We start from the raw sequence: 17,587 nt of genomic DNA on the forward strand, positions 1-17,587 counted from the left end.
GCTTTCAACGTTCCCAGTCTGCGGTCATTGCTATTTGTTTCGATCCAGAACTAGATGTGTCGTGCTCGCGCATCATCTTCCTTCCTCCATTTGATTCCAGTGCCGATCGATTTTGCATTCCAGGCGATGGCCGAACGGTCCGATCGCGCGCCGGCACGATGGCGCCGGCCATTCCGGCGTTGGCTCGATGGCGTCGAGACGGGCTGGGCCGTGCCGCTTCTCGTCGCCTGCTTCGTCGGGATCTGGACGCTCTATCTGGCAGTCGCCTATGCCGGCAGCGGTCTGCACCCCGATACGCTGGAGGCCTGGACGCTGGGGCGGCATTTCGCGTGGGGCTATCCCAAGCATCCGCCATTGACCGGCTGGGTTGCCGCGAGCTGGAGCGCCATTTTTCCGCTCACCGACTGGTCGCTGCAATTGATGGCGATGGCCAATGCCGGGCTTGCGCTGGTCTTCGTTGATCGGATCGCGCGGCAATTCGTGACGGGGCACAAGCGCGTCCTGGTGCTGTTGCTCCTGATGCTGACGCCGGCCTATCAATTCCATGCCCAGCGCTTCAACGCCAATGCGGTGCTGCTGGCCGTCTGGCCACTGGCGACCTGGTGCTTCCTGCGCGCATTCGAGACCCGAGCGGCGTCGTGGGCGGTTGCCGTGGGATGCACGACGGCACTGGCCATGGTCGGCAAATATTATTCGATCTTCCTTGTCGCGAGCTTCACGTTTGCCGCGCTGGCGCATCCGGCGCGACGCGCCTATTTCACTTCCGCCTCGCCCTGGATTTCGGTCGTCGTCGGGCTTGCGGCGCTGTCACCGCATCTTCATTGGCTCGCGACCACGGGGGCATCGACCTTCACCTACGCGCTGAACCATGCCAACGGCACTGCGGCGAGTTCTGCTGCTGATGTCAGGAACTTCCTTTTGGGCCTGTTGGCGGCCATGAGTGTGTCAGCCGTCAGCTGGGTATTAATCGCCGGCACGCGGCTGAAGCAGTTTCCGGACGATTTCGCGGCGATGAATCCGGGCCTGCGGCTCCTCTTTTGCGTTGCCGTCGGCACGATTGCGCTGCCGGTCCTGATCTCGCTCGTGATGGGCACCGATCTGCCGTCGCTGTGGGCTTTGCAAGGGTTGTTTCTGTTCGCCATTCTCGTGGTCTGCGGCACAAATTATTCAATCGAGCGCTTTTACACCGTCAACCTCACCGTGGTCGTGGCCGTTGTCGCGCTCACGGCCGTCCTCGTCGCCGCGCCGACCCACGCGGTCTATCGCAACGATCACGGGCGCAATTTCTACGCGCAAGCGGCGAGCCGATTGACACGCGAGTGGCGCGAACTGACGGACGAGCCGCTCGCCGCCGTCAGCGGCGACGATTCACTGGCCTTCGCGACAGCCTTCTACAGCCCGGACCACCCGCACCACGTGCGGCCGTTCGAGGATCAATATCCCGGGGGCTTGCCGCACAAGACGACGCTGGAGCGCGGCTGGGCCGCGCTCTGTTTTCGCGATCAGGATGATTGCAGCCGGTGGATGGACTCGGTGGCCGGGCGCGCCGAGCATTTCATCAGGCGGGAACTTATCATACAGGCGCAGCTATGGGGCCGGCCCGGTCTCACGCGGGAAGTGGTTGTGCTGATGGTGCCGCCCCGTGGAAGCGGCGCGGCACCCGAAGGCATTGCGGACGATTTCAGCGCCAGCAGGCGCGCAACGGAATAGGCGTCTTGCTCAGCAGTGGCTGTCGCGGACCCGCTCGAGCCCTTCACTCGCGAATGGCACGGTGACGGCGGTCTTTTCGGCGCTCGACGGCGTGCGTTCCGTCTCCGCCCGTTCCGCGGCGTCGTGGTCTTTACGGTGTTTCGGTTCCATTGAAGCGCCCTTTCAAATTGTTGCAGTACAACATCGAGAGCGCCACGGAGTTCCTCAGCCGATGGCGCGATGATGCGGCCTGAACAACCGTCCTCTCTCCACCACCAGCACGATCGCGAGCGCGGCGAGGGACGACACGAAGAAGCCGACCGAGAACGGCAGCAACGTGCCGTCGAAGCTTTGTCCGATGGCCATGCCGACGGCGATGCCGATCAGCGTGGTGATCGAGCCGTAGAGCGAGGACGCCGTGCCGGCGATGTGGCCCTGCGGCTCCATGGCGAGTGCAGTGAAGTTGGCGACCATCATGCCGAACGAGAACATCATCAGCGCCGAGAGCACCATGAACAGGGGAAGCGGCAACGCGGCGAGGCTTTCCGTCAGCAGCATCACTCCCGCCACCGCGGTGTAGAGCGTCAGCGCGCCGTGCGAGATCACGCGCATGCCGAGGGTCCCGACGAATCGCGCATTGAGAAAGCCGGCAATGGCGGTGCCGGCCGCGATCCCGGCGAAGGCGAGCGGAAAATAATGGCCGAGGTGATAGATGCCGACAAAAACTTGCTGAGCCAAAAATACGTAGGCGAACAGCGCGCCCATGACGCTACCGGCGGCGAGCGCATAGCCGAGGGTTTGGCGATGGGTCACGGTCTGCCAGTAGGCCGTGAGCACGTCGGCCGGCGCAAGCGACCTGCGTTCGCTCTCAGGCAGGGTCTCCGGAAGCCGCAGCACGGACCATGCAAGCGCGAGCAGCCCGTAGAGCATCAGCACGACGAAGATGCCGCGCCATTGCGTCACCAGCAGCACCGCCTGTCCGAACGAAGGGGCGATCACGGGGACGGCGATGAAGATCATCATCGCAAGCGACATCACGCTCGCCATGCGGCGGCCGACGTAACAGTCGCGCACGATCGAGGTCGCGATCACGCGAGTCGCCGAGGTACCGAAACCCTGCAGTGCGCGTGCCAGCAGCAGCGTCTCGAACGACGGCGCCGCAATCGCCAGCACGCTTGCCACCGCATAGACCGCCATCCCGCCGAGCAGCACCGGGCGGCGGCCAAAGCGATCCGACAGCGGGCCCATGACGAACTGCCCCGCGCCAAAGCCGATCAGGAAGGTCGACAGCACCAGCTGAAGATGGTTGGCGACGGGGATATTGAAGGCCGACCCGATATTGGGCAGTGCCGGGAGCATCATGTCCATCGCAAGCGGATTCAGCGCCATGATCGACGCGATCACGATGACGAATTCGGGGAAACCCATGGGACGGTGTCCCGAGGACACCCAGTCGTCGGCATTGACGTCGGACAAGAAGCTCACCTCTGATTTGAGGCCCTTATCTATCTTCAATGCTGCGTTGCACAAGCAACGTTTCGGGATGGCTGGCAGGCGGTGCAGGAGCAGACAGGAATTGATGAGGTATCAGCGCTCGCGGCCGCCGCGCGCGGCGGGATCCTCCGCGCAGCTTTCGTGGTGCGGGCAGCCGGGGTCGAACCGGCACAGCGCTTGCGCGCCGAGGGATTTTAAGTCCCTTGCGTCTACCAATTCCGCCATGCCCGCTTGATCCAACGAGATCAGCCACTTAAGTCCCTTGCCGGCGGTCTGGAATTGGCATTTGCAGGCCGGAGGGTGGTTCTTCCTTAGGCGAGCCGGCGGCACAAGGCAAAGCCTCAATCCGGACATCTGTTGTTGCTTTAGGCATTCTCAATCGACGGGGACTATTCATCCGGCATGTCAGCTTTGATCCAATATCGCCTGCGCCCGTGCTGCGTGGTCGCCGCGCTGCTCGCGGCCGGCTTCGCGCTGTCCGGCTGCGCCGGCATGAGCGAGACGGTCGCTCCGGCCTTTGCCGATCCCGCCAAGTACGAATTGTACGATTGCAAGCAGCTTGAAGGCGAGCGCAAGTCGATCGCCAACCGCACCGGCGATTTGCAGAGGCTGATGGACAAGGCACAGACCGGCGCGGGCGGCGCCGTGGTGTCGGAGCTTGCCTATCGCAACGACTACATCGCGGTACGCGGGCAGGCGCAGATGGCCGATGACGCTTGGCGCCGCAACAAGTGCCGGGAAACGCCCCCCGAGGCGACGCCGGCCGCCGCGGCGCCCGCTGCCAATCCTGCCCCGATCAAGCCTGGCCCGAAATCGACAAGAGCCGTGCGCTGAAACTAGCGCCTCGCGTCAGGGCCGCCAGCCGTAGATCCAGTCCTGCCGTGCCAGCATGCGTTCCGGGCCGAGGGCGCGGACCGCAAGATCGCGCGCGAACGCGAGCGGCCCACTGAAATGATAGATGCGGCCCTGCTGCCGAGCGGTCCGCTGCACCCGCCGCACGCGCGCCTGGCGCGTCCGGCCGTATTGTCTCAGCGCTGCCGTGATGCCCGCGGTGATCTCGGCGATCTCAGGGCTCAAATGCTGCGCGAGCACCGCGGCGTCCTCGATCGCCATGCCGGCGCCCTGGGCCGCAAACGGCAGCATCGCATGCACGGCGTCGCCGAGCAGCGCGACCGGGCCTTTACTCCAGGGGCAGTCGTCGGGGACGCCGAACAGCGCCCATTTCCGCCAGCTGTCGACTGTGGCGAGCATCATGCGCGCCGGCGGCGGCCAGCGCGGCGCGGCGAAGGCGTCCAGCACTTCGCGGGGATCGCCGGGCGTGCTCCAGCCCGGCCTGTTCCAGGTGCCCGGCAGCACCGCGACCACGTTGATCTGGCGTCCGCCCGCGATCGGGTAGGCGACGAGATGGGCATTCGGGCCCATCCAGAGCTGGACCCGGCGCGCTGTGTAGTCCTTCGGCAGTTGCGTGGCATCGAGCGTACCGCGCCAGGCAATCAGCCCGGAGAAGCGCGGCTGCACCTCGGGGAATAGATGCTGGCGCACCGTCGACCAGATACCGTCGGCGCCGATCAGCGCACTGGCGAGATCGCTGCGCCGGATCGTGCCGCTGCGATGAACCACCGTCAGCCCCTTGGCGTGAGGCGCGACGTCTTCGAAGGTCGCGCCGAGTTTCAGGTCGATATGGGGATGGTCGGAAACTGCGCCGGCGAGGGCGGATTGCAGGTCGGCGCGGTGCACCACCCAATAGGGGGCGCCGGCGCGCTCGGCGGCGGCTTCTCCCAGCGGCATGCGCAAAAGCTCACCGCCGGCCCGCGCGCTCATGATCGAGACTGCCTCCGGGATCACGGCGCGCAACTTGAGGCGCTCGGTGAGGCCGAGCTCGACCAGCACGCGGCTGGCGTTCGGGGAGAGTTGCAGACCGGCGCCGACTTCCTCGAGCCGCTCGGCCTTTTCCAGCACGATGATGCGGAAGCCGCGGGCCGCGAGCGCAAGCGCAGCCGTCAGTCCACCGATGCCGGCACCGGCGATGACAATCGTTCGGGAGAGCGCCACCCCTGGCCGATGGAAGCGGTCAGGCCACCTTGTCCTTCAGGACGCATTCCGGCGGACGGGCTTCGCCCGCCTTCAGGTCGGCGGCGAAACGGTACAGAGTCGAGCAGTACGGGCAGATGATCTCGTTGTCGTTGCCGAGGTCGAGGAAGACGTGCGGATGATCGAACGGAGGGTTGGCGCCCACGCACATGAACTCTTGCGAGCCGATCTCGATGACGGGGACACCGGCATCGTTGTGGAAGTGCGGGACGACATGGTCGGACATCGTACTCATCCTGGAGTGGCAATGGCGGCAGACACAATCACGACTGCCGCGGCATTATTAAGGCGCCGCGGACCATACTGGTGGGTGGAGATGATTGCTAGTCCAGCGGAACCGAAAGCTCCGCAATGCCCCATGCTCATTTGCTCATGCAAATTCGACACAATCTTGCGGCCTGAGAGAAGCCCTTCTTTCGTCGGGGACGTTGTGTCGCAATTTTGGCATACTATGTCTGTGGACGAGCGTAATTGCGACGAAAGACAACCGTTAGGCGTCAACGATCTCAGGACCGTCCAGGCTCTCCGCATGAAGTGGTTGCGAATCAGCACAGCGTTGACCGGTATCGCGGCATGCGGCTTCATGCTCGCGCAGGTAGCACCGCACGCCCGCGAGGCCGGGGCGATTCTGGCCGCCCAGGACGATCCCGCCGCGCTCTCAGAGATCAAGCTCGACGCGCTGCTGCGGCACAACGACCGCCTGATTCAAGACAACATCGAGGTCGCGCTCGCATCGGGCGATGCCGATCTTGCCGACAGTTTTGTCGCACTGGCGCGCGACCGCAACATCGCGCTGCCTGACGACCTCCCGAGCCGTGTCGGTGACGCGGTCAAAGCCGAAAACTCCACCTCGCATTTCGCAAAACGGTTTGCCACCGGTCTCGTTACCGGCAACGCGGATGATGTTGCGAGCTTGTCGGGAACCGTGGCCGGCGATCTCTTCGTCATCGGCGACATCAGGGACGTCGTCCGCGAGGGCAAGCACCTCGCCATGGGCGAGGAGACCGATCGCCTGGTGCTGGGCCTTGCGGCCGCGGGTCTCGCGGTCACGGCCGTGACCTACGTCTCCGTCGGCGGTGCCGCGCCGGTTCGCGCCGGGCTGACGCTGGTGAAGGACGCGCGCAAGGTCGGCCGGCTCGGCGAGGGACTAGCGGCATGGGCCGGCCGGTCCGCGCGCGAGGTCGTCGATACGCCGATGCTCCAGAACGCGGTTGCCTCCGGCTCGGTGCTGCGGCCGGGCCAGACCTTGAGCGCGATCAAGGCCGCGTTCCGCGCCGAGAAGGCCGGCGCGCTGGTTCGGCTCGGCAAGGATGTTACGCGCGTGGTCGAGAAGACCGGCACGCGCGGCGCGATGGATAGCTTGCGCATCGCTGAAGGTCCCAAGGACGTCGCACGCGCGGCGCGGCTCGCGGAAGCGCAGGGCGGCAAGACGCGCGCGATTCTGAAGCTGCTCGGCCGCGGCGCGCTGCTGCTGATCGGCGGGGCGTTCAATCTTGCACTCTGGCTGTTCGGTGCGGCGTTGACGCTGCTCGGCCTGTTGTCCTCGATCAAGGCGACGACGGAGCGCCTGACCCAGGCCTGGTGCGATCGCAGACGGGCGCGGCGACTTCGCCGGGCGCGGATCGCCGCCGAAGCCGTTCTGGCAAGCCCTGCCATCACGGCCTAAGATACCTCTTCCCCTCAAGATTGCGGAACTGATGATGCCGAGCTTTCACAACGGCGCCGTTGAAATTGCCTATCTCGACGAAGGCGAGGGCGATCCGATCATCCTGGTGCACGGCTTTGCCTCCAGCAAGAACGTGAACTGGGTCTATCCGACCTGGGTCTCGGAGCTGCGCAAGAACGGCCGCCGTGTCATTGCGCTCGACAATCGCGGCCATGGCGAAAGCGCAAAGCTCTACGAGCCCGCGCAGTACTCCATCCCGACCATGGCCGGCGACGTGCTCGCGCTGATGGATCACCTCGCCATCCCGCAGGCCGATCTCATGGGCTATTCGATGGGCGGACGGATGACGGCCTGGCTCTCCCTCAACGAGCCGCAGCGCCTGCGTTCGGCAATCCTCGGCGGCATCGGCATCGGCGGCCTGATCGAGGGCACCGGGCCCGGGGAGAACGTCGCGAAGGCGCTGGAAGCGCCCTCGCTCGACGACGTCTCCGATCCCGTCGGACGCACTTTTCGTGCTTTTGCAGACCAGACCCGTTCCGACCGCAAGGCGCTGGCCGCCTGCCTGCGCGGCACGCGCGATCTCATGACGAAGGACGAAGCCGCGCGCATCGACGTGCCCGTGCTGATCGCGGTCGGCAGCACCGACGACGTCGCGGGTTCAGCCAGCGCACTCGGTGCCATCATCCCGGGTTCGGAAGTGCTCGATATTCCCGGTCGCGATCACATGCGCGCAGTCGGCGACAAGGTCTACAAGACTGGCGTGCTCGATTTCCTCTCACGCCGCGCCTGAGCGATGAGGCGGTTTCAGCTATCCTGAAATGTCTCGTTACAGTGGGCCATCCACTCCCTTCGGCAACCGTCCATTCCTGTACCTAGGGATCGGGGTTCGCTAAGGGCGCATATGAGACTCAGCTCGAAGCCACAGCTTTATCGAGGTCAATCGGATACTTGCAATTCCGATCCGTCCAACTGCGCACGGCCTCCGTCGGCGCGTCGCGCAGCCCGGTAACGGCCGGGCGACTGACCAATGTGCCGGTGAAACAACTTCGAAAACGCCGCTGCAGTCTCGTAACCGATCCGGTTGGCAATCCGTGCGATCGGTTCGTCGCTGGTTTCCAGCAGGAACGCCGCCTCCGCCATCCGGCGTTCGATCACATAACGTTGCATGGGCTGGCCCACGAGCCTAGTGAAGCGCGCCGAAAATGCCGAGCGGCCGAGCCCGACGCGACGGCCTAGGTCGCTCAGCGTCCAAAGCTGCTCCGGACTTTCGTGAATCAGCTTCAGCGCCGGTCCGATATGGGGGTCAGAAATGGCCCCGATCCAGCCGCCTTGCCCGGGACTGAGAGACGCGATCCAGCTTCGCAGCACCTCGACGAAGAGCACTTCCGTCAGTCGTGAAAGCGCGACGCCTTGGCCAGGACGCTCGAGCGCGGACTCGCTCATCATGCGGCGCAGGATGGCTTCAAGCCAACCACGGTCGGACGTCGGCTTCAGCAAGAGCACGGGTGGAAGCAACTCCAGCACGCTGCCAAACGTCGGCCGCGACACCGTGAAATTGCCGCAGAGCATGGTCGAGAGCGGCTTTGCACGGCTGCCGTGACGAACGAATCCGAGGCGTGGCGACGACCGTTCGATATCCACGATGCGCAAAGGCTCGGCCCGGCGATCCGAATAAAACACATGGGGCTCGCCACGTGTGATGACGACAAAATCGCCCCCGGTGATCTGGATTTCCTCTCCCTGTTCGAGCGCGAGGGTCGCTGAACCTTGGCTGAGATAGTGAAACAGGGCGTAGGGGCGCGCCGGCAACTCAAGATGCCAGGGATGGCCGAGCTCGAAGTGAAAGAGCAGCGTCCCGCCGAGACGAACCCGATCGAGCACCTGGGTGAGTATATCCATCCCCCGAGACTAGAACCGCGGACGATCGGACACAAGACACGGACGATTGGTCCCTATCGTCCGAGAGGTCCACGGAATACGTCATGCCACGGCGGGCCGACGGGACGTGCGGCAACCATTTCGCCAACGGCAGATGGAAGAACCGCGACCTTGCTGGAAACGCCTGTCCATTCCCCCGGACTACTTTCGTCCGACATGCCAACAGGAACAAACAATGCGAACTATTCTCCTCTCAGCCGCCACCGTCCTCCTGGCCGGAACGACGTTGGTCGGAGCCGTACATTCCGCCGAACTGCCCAAGGGGGCAGCGCACAACGTCGTGCTCGTGCACGGCGCCTTCGTAGACCAGACGAGCTGGCAGCCGGTTGCCGATATTCTCACCAAGAAAGGCTACAACGTCACGCTCGTCGAAAATCCACTCACTTCGCTCGCCGCCGACGTCGATGCGACCAAACAGGCGCTCGCGAAGCAAGCCGGCAGGACCGTTCTGGTCGGCCACTCATGGGGCGGCGTGGTGATCACGCAAGCCGGCAACGATCCCAAGGTTTCGGCGCTGGTTTATGTGTCCGCCTTTGCGCCGGAGGTCGGTGAATCCCTGGCGTCGCTGGCAAAGGCCGGTCCGCCGACCGAAGGCGGCAAGGCGATCCACCCCGATGCGAAGGGCAATCTGTACATCGATCCAAAGGTGTTTCCGTCAGCCGTCGCGGCTGACCTTCCTCCGGAGATCGCCGCGCACCTGGCCAACTCGCAGCTTCCGCTGAACCACGTTGCATTCGAAGCCCCGGTCGACGTTGCGGCCTGGCATGACAAGCCGACGTTCTACGTCATCAGCACGAAGGACAAAGTCCTCGCGCCCGAGGCCCAGAAGTCGTTCGCGGCCAGGATCCACGCCCAGACGACGGAAGTCACCGGCAGCCATGCCTCGCTCGTCGTCCATGCGAAGCAGGTCGCTGAGGTGATCGAAAAAGCCGCCCTCACGAGGTGACGGTGCCGCTCCCGGCGCTGTGGCGCCGGGAGCCCGCGCGCTCCCGCTCGACCATTTTAAGCCAGGCATCCGTAGAGTGCTGAAACGTCCTGACGACACTTCAGCTCACGGACGTGAACACCTCCAATCGCGGAAACGCAACAAGTGTTGTCATGATGTGAGCGACGCATTGGAACGGACATTCCTGCATGTATAAGGCACTTCTTGTCACCCTCACTGCTGTGGCTCTTACCACCGTGTCTGCCGCGTCTGCTCCCGCCGTCAGCAGAGAGCCGCTGAATGCTGCGACGCTCAGCGCAATCAAATCGAAGTTCGGCAGGCTGATGGAATTGGCAAACAAGCATGATTTCAAGGCTCTGTATCGGATGTTCTGGCAATCGCCCTCGGCCCTTTTGGTGGCCAAGAGCGCGATCCCGTCCGAGGGAAACTGGGCCGGCTTTTGGGGTAACGCGGCGATTGATCAATAGCTGCATGATATCGGTAGCCCGGTCCGGTCGTACTCGAGCCAGATTTTTCGAAGCTCAGGGTTGTCGGCCTGACGCGCGACGTCGCCGAGTCCTATGTGCCGATGACCATCACCGTCTCTTATGCGGGGCAAGATGGAACAGCCAGGCCGTTTCTCATGATCAGCAACTGGCTTCGCGTCGGGAAGGACTGGAGGGTCGCTTCCGAAATCATTCTTCCGGTGCCGGCGGCACCGGCACAAAGAGCTAGCCGCGGAACGCCTCAGTTGTTGTACGGCACTGACCGTCTCGCACTTGGGTCCGTTTTCACGCAGCCGGCTGACTAACGGCTGGTCGTGCTCATGCCACCGCCCCGCCGCGTGTGCCGATTTGCGGGGGCGATGAAGGGCTCCAAACACCCTTGAGAACGAACGATGCGCTGGTCTTACTGGATAAACGCGATCGCTGCTCGGACGAAACCAGGCACGATGGCGCTTCACCCCAATCTCACCGCGCTTTACTGTCTTCCCCAAGGCGGCGCGCCAGCGCCATCAGCACGGTGAAGGTCGCAACCCACACCATCCGCGCGCCGTAGCGGTCGTGCGGGCCGGAGATCACGCCGCAGATGAAGGCATTGCCGAGCAGCGCCAGCGTGATGGTCGCCGCCAGCAAGGTCAGGTCGTCGAGCCGGCGGTTCGCGAGGGCATGCGCCAGCAGCGCGACCAGCGCCAGCATCGAGGCCAGCGCGACGGGAACGTGCAGCCAGTTGATGGTGTCGAAATCCAGTCCCCAATTCTGCTGGCGCGCGGCGCGCATCGGCGCGGCCTGCGAGGGGACATAACGTTCGATGATGCCGCGGGTGTGCGGGATCCAGCCATTGGTGCCTTCGCCGGTCGCCACATGGAGCAATTGCCGTCCCAGCGCCCGCAACGCCGCGCCGGCCTGCCAGACAGGATAGTCGGCGAGCGAACCCACGACGATGCTGCCCATCTCGTCGTTCATGCCTTCGAAGCGGCCGAGCGTGTTGAACATGCTCTTGCCCCACAGGAATTCGTCGGCGCTCGCCGGCAATTGGTCGCGATAGGGGCAGAGCTTGAGTTTTTCGCGTGGGCAATGGTCATTGAGATAACGCGCAACGATGCCGTCCTGCATCATGCGGCCGAAGGCGACGCCGGTGCCGCCGGGCGTCCACGTCCATTTGCCCGACAAGGCATGGTTCGCCGACACCAGCATCAGGCCGCCGGCGACGATGGTGAGGCTCGCTTGGACCAATCCGGCGATCGGAAGTCGGCGCCCCAGCAACGGCCGCGCCATCCAGCCGGCGAGGCAGAGCCCGAGCAGCATGCCGAGCGTGGCGCTGTGGGTCGCGGCGGCAAAGGCGGTGAAAACGAACAGCGAGATCTTTTCGAGCGCCGAGGTCCGCTGCCCACCGATGACCAGCAGGAATAGCGACAGCACCGACAGGCCTGCAAAAATGTCGGTGAGCAGCATGCTCGCAAGCCAGGGCAGCGCAGTCGACAGGATCAGGAGCAGGCTGATCACGACGAAACGGAACGTCTGCATCATCGAGAGCACGCGCAAGGTGAGCTGCAACAGCCACAGCGTGGCCAGCGACTGGACCGCGAGGTTGATCCAGAACCCTGAACTTTCGCCATAGTGCAGATAGATGCCGAACACGGTGGAGCGGCTCGGGACGAGATAGCCCTCGTACCAGCGCGCCAGATAGCCTCCGGTATCCCATTGCAACAGCGGATAGCCGTTCCAGAATGCCGGCGCGATCAACAGGAGCGGCAAGGCGATGGCGGCGAGCCGCAGCCAGAGTGAGCCCGCGGCGCCCGCGCGCACATGATCGGTGGTGATGGTCAAATCCGCTCCGTCCTCACTCGGACCATGCCCGCAATAACGGTTGAGGCGGAATTCACCAATAGTTTGACGCCGCCCGGCTTGAATTTGGCGAAACCCTGACCATTTTGAGCCGACCTTGCGGCCCGGGGTGTCGGAAGAAACTGTTGTGATTCAACGCGTTGGCATGCCCCCGCCGGACAACGCACTGTTCACTCTCAGGCAAGCCCGTCAGGACTTTGTCGCCTAGACTGTGTTATAGAACCAGTGAAACGAGCCAATTCGAAAGAGCAGATCTCATGGCAGTGCATCAGGTCAATCCGGGAGGAAAGCTTGCAACGCTTGATCCGATCTGGGATCGGATCCGCGGCGAAGCGGAGGACATCGTCCATCGCGAGCCGGAGCTTGCGACCTTCATCTATTCGACGGTGCTGCATCACAGCCGCCTGGAAGATGCGGTGATCCATCGAGTCGCCGACCGGCTCGATCATTCCGCGCTGTCGGGCGATCTCGTGCGCCAGACCTATGACGAGGCGCTGCGCGACGATCCCGATCTCGGCAACGCCTTCCGCGCCGATCTCGTCGCCGTCTACGATCGCGACCCCGCGACCTCGCGCTTCATCGATCCCTTGCTCTATTTCAAGGGCTTTCACGCCATCCAGACCCACCGCCTCGCGCATTGGCTCTATCTGAAGGGCCGCAAGGATTTTGCGTATTATCTGCAGAGCCGGGCGTCTGCGGTATTCCAGACCGACATCAATCCCGCCGCGCGCATCGGCCGCGGCATCTTCCTCGACCACGCCACCGGCTTCGTCTGCGGTGAGACTGCGCTGATCGAGGACGACGTCTCGATCCTGCATGGCGTTACGCTCGGCGGCACCGGCAAGGAGAACGAGGACCGCCATCCGAAAATCCGCCACGGCGTCCTGATCGGCGCCGGCGCGAAGATCCTCGGCAACATCGAGATTGGTCATTGCGCGCGCATCGCGGCGGGCTCGGTCGTGGTCAAACCGGTGCCGCACAACGTGACGGTCGCAGGCGTGCCTGCCAAGGTCGTCGGCGAAGCCGGCTGTGCCGAGCCGTCGCGCACCATGGATCAGATGATCAACGCCATGGGACTCTGAGATGGGCCTCTGAGGCGGGCCTTCGAGCTTGTCGGAAGGGGCGGATTTTCCGCCCCTTTCGTCCCAAAAATTCTTTGGCAATTCATGCTGGCGGTTGGTCGCGTCTCGTCCTAAAACCCGCGCCAACCCAGATTTCGATTGGAGACTTGCCGTGGACGTCAAGGAAGTTAGGAAGCTCGACGCGTATTTGAAGCGCGTATTCGGCAATCCCAAGATCCGCGTCGTGCCGCGGCCAAAGAAGGATGATTCCGCCGAGGTCTATATCGGCGAGGAATTCATCGGTGTGCTCTTCGTCGACGACGAGGACGATGATCGCTCGTTCCAATTCCAGATGGCGATCCTCGAGGACGACCTCGTCGACCAGGAATAGTTCGGCGATCGTCTCGCTCAACGGGGCCGCGCGGGCGCGGCTCCATGCCTTTGCTTTCTTGCAAGAACATATTTCTGCAAGGGTGATGTTCAGCTCAGGTCGTGCAGGTCTTTTCCGAGGGGAGGTGTCAGACGAAACGTCGAGAATACGACTTCTAGCCCCGCCCGTTCGGGTGTGCAGGCCATCGGTCCCACAAGGTAGGAGTTTGCTTTAGGAAACGCCGCCAGCCGCATGAGGGGCCAGGATTTGCCGTCGGCCGAAACCTGCAGACGAAGGACACCGTTGGCGATGGTCGCGCGGACCCAGAAGTCGCTGGCATTATGCTCATAGGGTGCTGTCGCCCAGTCTGATTGCCCGTTTGTCAGCACGCTCGCGAGCATAGCGCGGCCATCTGACAATTCGATTCCGGCTTTGACCCAATGATGCGCGTCGAGGCGCACCATGATCCCCGCCTGATCATAGAGCGCCCGGAAATCGCCCTGAACACGCAAATCTGCGGTGAATGCTTCGCCTGTCGGAAAGCCCAGGAAATGTCCGCTATCGCGATTGAAGCCGTAATGGGTTTCGCGCCAGAAATCCGTGGCCTTGTCCGTGAGGATCCGCAGGTCATCACCCTCTGCCGCCCATCGCTGCGGTTCATTTAGCCACACACCGTCACTTCTGCGGAGAATCATGACTAACCTCTGTCGCGGATGCCTGCCGGTTCGGTCCGTGAGTCGGACGAGCACGGCATCGTGCATTGAGATGAAAAGGCAATGTAGCCGAGATTGCTTCGCTTCGCTCGCAAGGACGAGCAACAGCTTCGCCGCCGCCCCATCCTGACACCATACGCGCGAAGCTGACTTCGAAAAATACGAAGCATTACAGGAGCTTGGCTACTGTGCATGGGGTTGTTTTCGCAGTTTTTGTTTGGGAGGCGCAGGTCGCGCGGTCGCGTTCAGCCCTTCGGGCCGCGCAGCTGCGCCGTCAGCTTCTCCATCGCTTCCGCCGTATCGCGCCACTGCGATAGCCAGCTGCGCGGAAAGCGGAAGGTGAGGTCGGCGCCGCCGACGCGGCGTTCGGCGAGGCACATGCCGGGCGTCGCTCCATCGCGCGTGCAGCGCGCGGTCAGCGCGGGACTTGCGGCAGAATAGAGATCCTCGCTGCCGTAAGGCGTGTCAGCGCGGAATATCCGCATCGTCAGCCCGTCCTGAGGCATTGCCGCGGCCTGGTCGAGATAGCGTGGATAAATCGTGGCGGTGCGCTGCTCGGGCGAGAGCGCATCGCGATGCGCGGCGATCGACAGGAAGATGCGGTCGATCGGCTGCATCGCTGCATCCACGCTCTCGGCGGTGACGTGCTTCGGCGCGCCCGGCGGCTCCAGCGAAGGGTACAGGAAGTCGAGATCGATCCGCTCCTGCGGCCCGGAGTGGCGCTGGATCTTCATGCGAATCGCGTTGGTCGGCAGGTTGAACAGGGTGCCGCCGACGCTCACCGGCAGCTTGTCCGGGGCGTTCGCGCCGCTCGGCCCCCAGGTCGGCCACAACAAATAGGCGACGAGCGCGACGGCGCACACCGCGGCAGTGCCGCCGAGCACGATCGGGACGACGTGGACCCGGGTGCGCGCCCGGGGAGATTGAGGGGAAATTGCCGAAAACACCGTCATGAGCCGCGCGAATGAGCCAGAAGTCGGCCGATGGCCGACGAATCAGCGGCGAATATGCCACGTGGTGGCGATTTCGCGGAGCGTTCGCCGGCTGCAGGGAAGGGAGAGAGGCCTGCGTGGAACGGCTGGCGGCGTTAACCTTCCCTTAAGGATAATGTAGCGTTAACCGGCACTCTTTGTCACAGGAAGGCTCCGGCGTTGCGTAAGGGCGGACCGTTCCGATGACACCTGAAGCTCTCAACACATTCTTCTCGATCGGCATTGGTTTCGCGCTCGCGGGAGCGCTCGTGAGCGGATACCAGACGGTCGCACAGCGGCCGGCCGGCTTCGGTCTGTTGCAGGACGGCGTGGCGCCGAAGACCTTCGCGGCGGTTCCGTTCCTGGTGTTCGCGGCGCCTTTCATCATCATGCGCAATACCCTGCGCGGCAGGCAGGTGGAGAGCCGCCGCGTCGAATTCGTGATGATGGCGACCGTCATCGCCGGCTTCTGGAGCATGATGAGCGGCACCTTCTTCCTGATGACGCTCCGCGCGGCCGGCGTTCTGGTCTGATGCGCGCGCTGTAGGGCTGCCTGCGCGGCGGCCCTTTGCGTCAAGGCCGCCGTTTCGCTATGGCTGGGGTTGACGCGACAGGAGACCCTCATGGCGATCTACGAGCTCGACGGGCAGGCGCCCGACCTTCCCGCCGACGGCAACTACTTCATCGCGGAGACCGCTACCGTGATCGGCCGCGTGCGCCTGAAGCCGGGCGCGAGCGTCTGGTTCGGCGCGGTGCTGCGCGGCGACAATGAGTGGATCGAGATCGGCGAGGGCGCCAACGTGCAGGACGGCTCGACCTGCCACACCGATCTCGGTTTTCCGCTTCAGATCGGCAGAAACTGTACGGTCGGCCACAACGTCATCCTGCACGGCTGCACCATCGAGGAGGGTGCACTCGTCGGCATGGGCTCCATCGTGATGAACGGTGCCAGGATCGGCCGCAACAGCATCGTCGGCGCCGGCTCCGTTATCACCGAGGGTAAGGAATTCCCCGAACGGTCCCTGATCATCGGCTCGCCGGCGCGGGTGATCCGCACGCTCGACGATGTTCAGGTGCAGAAGATGGGAAGTGCTGCGAAGTTCTACGTCGCCAATGGCCCGCGCTTCACAAAGGGCCTCAAGCGGATCGGGTGAACTCAGCTTCCTTCGGACTCGCGCGCTTCTATTGCGCTTGCGACCTTCTCGTGCCCCGCGGACCATAGGGCATGCTCATCGCTACCGTCCTGGTACGGATTGGCTTCCGCCGGAATGTTTTTACGCGCCGCGCGTTCGCCTTCTGCAAAAGCATCGCGATCGTTCATCGTGACTGCGCCTTTCTGTTTACGGAGCAGAAGATCAGCTTGCGCGTGCTCGTGCCCGCCTTCCCGGTTTCAAGCTGATGCGACGGCATTTGTTCCGGAACCGGTCATTGCTGCGGCGGTTGACCGGCGAAGGAGAATTTCAATGGCCAGATTGCCCACAACCTTTTCGATCAAGACCTTGATCGTGGTCTTCGCCCTTGCCGCGATACCGGCTGTATCGTTCGCGCAAGCCACCGGCTCCACAGGATCGACCGGAGGTGTCGCCAATTCTCCGGCTCCCGCGCCAGGCACCAACAGTCTGGGTACCGCCCAATCGTCCGGTGCTAATGCACCGGGCGTCACCACTGGGACCGGCGCAGGTGGGTCCACCGACGCCGCCGTCAACGCCGAGAACCGGCTGCTCGACAAGAAGCTCAAGAGCATCTGCCGCGGCTGCTGACGCTCGCGGGGAAGTGAGACAGTGAGGCTGTCAGGAACGCCTCAAGCCGATTAGCTTGGTCCTGCTTTGGAGCGTGGAGGGTATCCACGCAGAGGATCGAGTGATGTTACGGAAGATGATGTTGACGGCGCTGGCCGTGGTGGCGGTTGGGCTGTCGATGCCGCAGGCGGCACAAGCGGGCGGTCACGGCGGCTGGGGTCATGGCGGCGGTGGCTGGGGCCATGGTGGCGGCTGGGGTCATGGCGGCCACTGGCATGGCGGTGGCTTCTGGCCAGGCGTCGCCATCGGTGCCGGTATCGCCGGCGCAGGTTACTACGGCGGGTATTACGGCTACGGCCAACCGTATTACGGCAATCCATATTACTATGGTACCGGATACGATGATGGCGGTTATGGCGGCTGCTACGTTGTGCGGAAGCGCGTCATGACGCCATCGGGCTGGCGCATCCGCCCCGTGGATGTCTGCGAATAGGCGGCGGTACCCGTCAAAAAACAAGGCCGTTGACGCAATATACCGTCAACGACCTTGCCAGCCCCGGACATTGAAATCGGCTCACGCCA

Annotated in this window: 19 protein-coding genes, 1 tRNA gene and 1 pseudogene; 12 read left to right on the plus strand and 9 right to left on the minus strand. The window is 63.7% G+C overall.

Annotated elements, in window-relative coordinates; translation table 11 throughout:
* The first annotated feature begins 126 nt into the window (after positions 1-126).
* Positions 127-1,710 (plus strand): glycosyltransferase family 39 protein, encoded by a 1,584-nt coding sequence (locus tag IVB13_RS31815; protein ID WP_346731689.1) that lies wholly within the window; start codon positions 127-129, stop codon positions 1,708-1,710.
* Between the two features lie 204 nt (positions 1,711-1,914).
* Here IVB13_RS31815 and IVB13_RS31820 read toward each other — a convergent pair whose 3' ends face one another.
* Positions 1,915-3,165 (minus strand): multidrug effflux MFS transporter, encoded by a 1,251-nt coding sequence (locus tag IVB13_RS31820; protein WP_026232922.1) that lies wholly within the window; start codon positions 3,163-3,165, stop codon positions 1,915-1,917.
* Between the two features lie 160 nt (positions 3,166-3,325).
* A tRNA-Leu gene (locus IVB13_RS31825) sits at positions 3,326-3,414 on the minus strand.
* A gap of 171 nt (positions 3,415-3,585) precedes the next feature.
* On the opposite strand from IVB13_RS31825, the gene IVB13_RS31830 reads away from it, so the two are divergent.
* Positions 3,586-4,017, plus strand: a complete 432-nt coding sequence (locus IVB13_RS31830) for a twin-arginine translocation pathway signal (protein WP_247361955.1) — start codon at positions 3,586-3,588, stop codon at positions 4,015-4,017.
* 15 nt (positions 4,018-4,032) lie between these two features.
* Here IVB13_RS31830 and IVB13_RS31835 read toward each other — a convergent pair whose 3' ends face one another.
* Together IVB13_RS31835 and IVB13_RS31840 are read right to left on the minus strand one after the other, a co-directional pair.
* The gene (locus IVB13_RS31835; protein WP_247491252.1) at positions 4,033-5,235 is read right to left on the minus strand and encodes an FAD-dependent monooxygenase; all 1,203 of its coding nucleotides are present in this window, start codon (positions 5,233-5,235) and stop codon (positions 4,033-4,035) included.
* A gap of 19 nt (positions 5,236-5,254) precedes the next feature.
* The gene (locus IVB13_RS31840; protein ID WP_007602543.1) at positions 5,255-5,500 is read right to left on the minus strand and encodes a zinc-finger domain-containing protein; all 246 of its coding nucleotides are present in this window, start codon (positions 5,498-5,500) and stop codon (positions 5,255-5,257) included.
* Positions 5,501-5,803: 303 nt separating this feature from the next.
* Here IVB13_RS31840 and IVB13_RS31845 point away from each other — a divergent pair, with 303 nt between their 5' ends.
* Both IVB13_RS31845 and IVB13_RS31850 read left to right on the plus strand, forming a co-directional pair.
* On the plus strand, positions 5,804-6,940 hold the full coding sequence (locus IVB13_RS31845) for a hypothetical protein (protein WP_247491254.1): 1,137 nt from the start codon (positions 5,804-5,806) through the stop codon (positions 6,938-6,940).
* A 34-nt stretch (positions 6,941-6,974) separates the two neighbouring features.
* Entirely contained in the window at positions 6,975-7,730 is a 756-nt protein-coding gene (locus tag IVB13_RS31850) for an alpha/beta hydrolase (RefSeq protein ID WP_085396325.1), read from the plus strand.
* 146 nt (positions 7,731-7,876) lie between these two features.
* Here the strand turns inward: IVB13_RS31850 and IVB13_RS31855 are convergent, their stop codons facing one another.
* Positions 7,877-8,839, minus strand: coding sequence for an AraC family transcriptional regulator (locus IVB13_RS31855; protein ID WP_247367960.1), 963 nt, complete (start codon positions 8,837-8,839; stop codon positions 7,877-7,879).
* Positions 8,840-9,053: 214 nt separating this feature from the next.
* Between IVB13_RS31855 and IVB13_RS31860 the strand changes: the two genes are divergently transcribed.
* Both IVB13_RS31860 and IVB13_RS31865 read left to right on the plus strand, forming a co-directional pair.
* Positions 9,054-9,824 (plus strand): alpha/beta hydrolase, encoded by a 771-nt coding sequence (locus tag IVB13_RS31860; protein WP_026232924.1) that lies wholly within the window; start codon positions 9,054-9,056, stop codon positions 9,822-9,824.
* 188 nt (positions 9,825-10,012) lie between these two features.
* Positions 10,013-10,614: pseudogene (locus IVB13_RS31865) on the plus strand (hypothetical protein).
* Positions 10,615-10,774: 160 nt separating this feature from the next.
* Here the strand turns inward: IVB13_RS31865 and IVB13_RS31870 are convergent.
* Positions 10,775-12,133: a hypothetical protein gene (locus IVB13_RS31870; RefSeq protein WP_247491256.1), complete on the minus strand. Its 1,359-nt coding sequence runs from the start codon at positions 12,131-12,133 to the stop codon at positions 10,775-10,777.
* A 275-nt stretch (positions 12,134-12,408) separates the two neighbouring features.
* On the opposite strand from IVB13_RS31870, the gene cysE reads away from it, so the two are divergent.
* Both cysE and IVB13_RS31880 read left to right on the plus strand, forming a co-directional pair.
* A complete protein-coding gene (cysE, locus tag IVB13_RS31875; RefSeq protein WP_007602549.1) occupies positions 12,409-13,233 on the plus strand; it encodes a serine O-acetyltransferase in 825 nt (274 codons plus the stop codon).
* Between the two features lie 151 nt (positions 13,234-13,384).
* Complete coding sequence (locus IVB13_RS31880) at positions 13,385-13,603, plus strand: DUF3126 family protein (RefSeq protein ID WP_007602550.1); 219 nt, start codon at positions 13,385-13,387, stop codon at positions 13,601-13,603.
* 89 nt (positions 13,604-13,692) lie between these two features.
* Here the strand turns inward: IVB13_RS31880 and IVB13_RS31885 are convergent, their stop codons facing one another.
* The gene (locus IVB13_RS31885; RefSeq protein ID WP_026232925.1) at positions 13,693-14,277 is read right to left on the minus strand and encodes a DUF1349 domain-containing protein; all 585 of its coding nucleotides are present in this window, start codon (positions 14,275-14,277) and stop codon (positions 13,693-13,695) included.
* A gap of 263 nt (positions 14,278-14,540) precedes the next feature.
* Positions 14,541-15,248: a hypothetical protein gene (locus IVB13_RS31890; RefSeq protein ID WP_247476125.1), complete on the minus strand. Its 708-nt coding sequence runs from the start codon at positions 15,246-15,248 to the stop codon at positions 14,541-14,543.
* A gap of 221 nt (positions 15,249-15,469) precedes the next feature.
* Between IVB13_RS31890 and IVB13_RS31895 the strand changes: the two genes are divergently transcribed.
* Both IVB13_RS31895 and IVB13_RS31900 read left to right on the plus strand, forming a co-directional pair.
* A complete protein-coding gene (locus tag IVB13_RS31895) occupies positions 15,470-15,799 on the plus strand; it encodes a hypothetical protein (RefSeq protein WP_007602553.1) in 330 nt (109 codons plus the stop codon).
* A 90-nt stretch (positions 15,800-15,889) separates the two neighbouring features.
* Positions 15,890-16,420, plus strand: a complete 531-nt coding sequence (locus IVB13_RS31900) for a gamma carbonic anhydrase family protein (protein ID WP_247476126.1) — start codon at positions 15,890-15,892, stop codon at positions 16,418-16,420.
* 2 nt (positions 16,421-16,422) lie between these two features.
* Here the strand turns inward: IVB13_RS31900 and IVB13_RS31905 are convergent, their stop codons facing one another.
* On the minus strand, positions 16,423-16,587 hold the full coding sequence (locus IVB13_RS31905) for a hypothetical protein (RefSeq protein ID WP_247371639.1): 165 nt from the start codon (positions 16,585-16,587) through the stop codon (positions 16,423-16,425).
* A gap of 142 nt (positions 16,588-16,729) precedes the next feature.
* Here IVB13_RS31905 and IVB13_RS31910 point away from each other — a divergent pair, with 142 nt between their 5' ends.
* Positions 16,730-17,026, plus strand: coding sequence for a hypothetical protein (locus tag IVB13_RS31910; protein WP_247491258.1), 297 nt, complete (start codon positions 16,730-16,732; stop codon positions 17,024-17,026).
* A gap of 103 nt (positions 17,027-17,129) precedes the next feature.
* Positions 17,130-17,498 carry a hypothetical protein gene (locus IVB13_RS31915; RefSeq protein ID WP_247476128.1) on the plus strand — a complete coding sequence of 123 codons (369 nt, stop codon included), beginning with the start codon at positions 17,130-17,132 and terminating at the stop codon, positions 17,496-17,498.
* The last annotated feature ends 89 nt before the right edge of the window (positions 17,499-17,587 follow it).

Source organism: Bradyrhizobium sp. 17, from assembly GCF_023073515.1.
Lineage (GTDB): Bacteria > Pseudomonadota > Alphaproteobacteria > Rhizobiales > Xanthobacteraceae > Bradyrhizobium > Bradyrhizobium canariense_D.

Coding starts and splice junctions, on each gene's coding strand:
- IVB13_RS31815 (WP_346731689.1), top strand. CDS start 127: ATGGCCGAACGGTCCGATCGCGCGCCGGCACGATGGCGCCGGCCATTC.
- IVB13_RS31830 (WP_247361955.1), top strand. CDS start 3,586: ATGTCAGCTTTGATCCAATATCGCCTGCGCCCGTGCTGCGTGGTCGCC.
- IVB13_RS31840 (WP_007602543.1), bottom strand. CDS start 5,500: ATGTCCGACCATGTCGTCCCGCACTTCCACAACGATGCCGGTGTCCCC.
- IVB13_RS31845 (WP_247491254.1), top strand. CDS start 5,804: ATGAAGTGGTTGCGAATCAGCACAGCGTTGACCGGTATCGCGGCATGC.
- IVB13_RS31850 (WP_085396325.1), top strand. CDS start 6,975: ATGCCGAGCTTTCACAACGGCGCCGTTGAAATTGCCTATCTCGACGAA.
- IVB13_RS31855 (WP_247367960.1), bottom strand. CDS start 8,839: ATGGATATACTCACCCAGGTGCTCGATCGGGTTCGTCTCGGCGGGACG.
- IVB13_RS31860 (WP_026232924.1), top strand. CDS start 9,054: ATGCGAACTATTCTCCTCTCAGCCGCCACCGTCCTCCTGGCCGGAACG.
- cysE (WP_007602549.1), top strand. CDS start 12,409: ATGGCAGTGCATCAGGTCAATCCGGGAGGAAAGCTTGCAACGCTTGAT.
- IVB13_RS31885 (WP_026232925.1), bottom strand. CDS start 14,277: ATGATTCTCCGCAGAAGTGACGGTGTGTGGCTAAATGAACCGCAGCGA.
- IVB13_RS31890 (WP_247476125.1), bottom strand. CDS start 15,248: ATGACGGTGTTTTCGGCAATTTCCCCTCAATCTCCCCGGGCGCGCACC.
- IVB13_RS31895 (WP_007602553.1), top strand. CDS start 15,470: ATGACACCTGAAGCTCTCAACACATTCTTCTCGATCGGCATTGGTTTC.
- IVB13_RS31900 (WP_247476126.1), top strand. CDS start 15,890: ATGGCGATCTACGAGCTCGACGGGCAGGCGCCCGACCTTCCCGCCGAC.
- IVB13_RS31905 (WP_247371639.1), bottom strand. CDS start 16,587: ATGAACGATCGCGATGCTTTTGCAGAAGGCGAACGCGCGGCGCGTAAA.
- IVB13_RS31910 (WP_247491258.1), top strand. CDS start 16,730: ATGGCCAGATTGCCCACAACCTTTTCGATCAAGACCTTGATCGTGGTC.
- IVB13_RS31915 (WP_247476128.1), top strand. CDS start 17,130: ATGTTACGGAAGATGATGTTGACGGCGCTGGCCGTGGTGGCGGTTGGG.